The sequence below is a fragment of the Candidatus Hydrogenedentota bacterium genome (assembly GCA_018005585.1).
Lineage (GTDB): Bacteria > Hydrogenedentota > Hydrogenedentia > Hydrogenedentales > JAGMZX01 > JAGMZX01.
The window spans coordinates 23159-24667 of sequence record JAGMZX010000011.1 but is presented as its reverse complement, the minus strand read 5'-3'; the positions used below and the strand labels follow the sequence as shown (position 1 = coordinate 24667).

The following is a 1509-nucleotide window of genomic DNA, read 5'->3' as shown; positions in this document are numbered from 1 at the left end:
AAGTGCTCGCAGCGTACCTGCTGCTCGGAGACGCCGACTCCGCCGCGATTCCCATCCGTGCGCTGCAGGAAGGCGCGAATGTCGACCTGAACGGCGACGGGGCACCCGACCTCGGCATCACCCCGATTAACATGGCGAACTACACAACACTGCCGCTTGTGCTCGCGCATGACGCGGACCCGGACGGCGACGGTTTCACAAATGCCGGCGAATACGCGTGTTTCCGCATGCGCAGCCGCTGCTGCTATCTGCTGGGCGCGTCCCAGGCGGACTGGTTCCCCGGTCCAGGCCAGTGCGTGGGCGAGGGGGAAGGGGAAGGGGAAGGCGAAGGGGGAAGCGAAGGGGAAGGAGAAGGAGAGGGAGAGGGAGAGGGAGAGGGCGAGGGCGAAGGGGAAGGAGAGGGTGAATTGCCCCCGGAGTGCACGCAACCCTGCGATGTCCCCTGCGAGAGCACAGGCATTGAAGCCGGTTTCGAGACGGCCCTCATCGCTATCTACACCAACCCGCTCTTGGACGAAGACCCGGATACGGCGGACCTGGATGAGAACGGCATCATAGACCGGGCGCACGCCGTGCTGCTCGATGCGCTGCTGGCCGCGCCCGATACGCCCAGCCATTGCTGCGTGCTGAGCGCATACGCGCACAATCAGAGTGAAGCCGCCGCCTATGCGGAGGAACTTGACGCGACGCCCATCGGCGCCTTCATCTTCACGCAGATTGACCGTCCGACCTTCGAGAGCGCGGTCGCCGGTCTGGCCACCATCGGCGAAGAAGAGACCATGTTGATCGTCGCGGACGCCCTTGAGGACATACCCGGCATTCCGCCCCTCGACCTCGATCGCTTCGACCGGAGTTCAGAGCAATACCTTGCTTGGTTGGGCGACGCCGATCTCGACGGCGTCTGCAACCGCGGCGAGTATCGCGCACTCGTCGCCGGTCCCGAGGATTTCGGAACCTTCGCGGCGTCGGCGTTGGACCCCGAGGCCACTGCGGACGGCGGCGGCTGCCGCGCGTGCGGCAGCGGCGATGTCTGCGTCAGCCTCGGCGAGGTCGACGCAGAGGGCGCTGCCTTCTTCACCAAGATCGGCCTGTTGTGGGAGACAGTGGACCTCGACATGAACGGTCTCCGGGACAGTTGGGAGACCGCGGTGTTGGCCGCCGTATCGTGCGACCCGGGTCACGCATTGAACGGCGCCGCCCTCCAGGCATTCGACGCCAACCTTGCGCAACTTCGGACCGAAGCCTCCTACGCATCGCTTGGACTCGCACAGTACGAAAACGTGCTGACCGCTTTCTCCCTGCTCAGCACTCATTTCGGCAATACCATCGAGACCATCGCAAATCTGCAAAATGACTATCTGCCCGTTACGATTGGTGACGCGGAGCCGTTCGCGAGCGGCGGCGACCTCGACGGCGACGGCGCATTGAATGAGCACGAATACGCGTGGGTCTTGGAAACGGGCGGCAATCGCTACGTCTATGTCCAAGTCGTGCTCGATCCTCAGATTA

Annotated in this window: 1 protein-coding gene; it reads left to right on the top strand. The window is 64.1% G+C overall.

Annotation, left to right across the window (positions count from 1 at the left end; all coding sequences use genetic code 11):
• The coding region (locus tag KA184_03415; GenBank protein ID MBP8128603.1) for a hypothetical protein at positions 1-1509 on the top strand (1509 nt) is incomplete at both ends.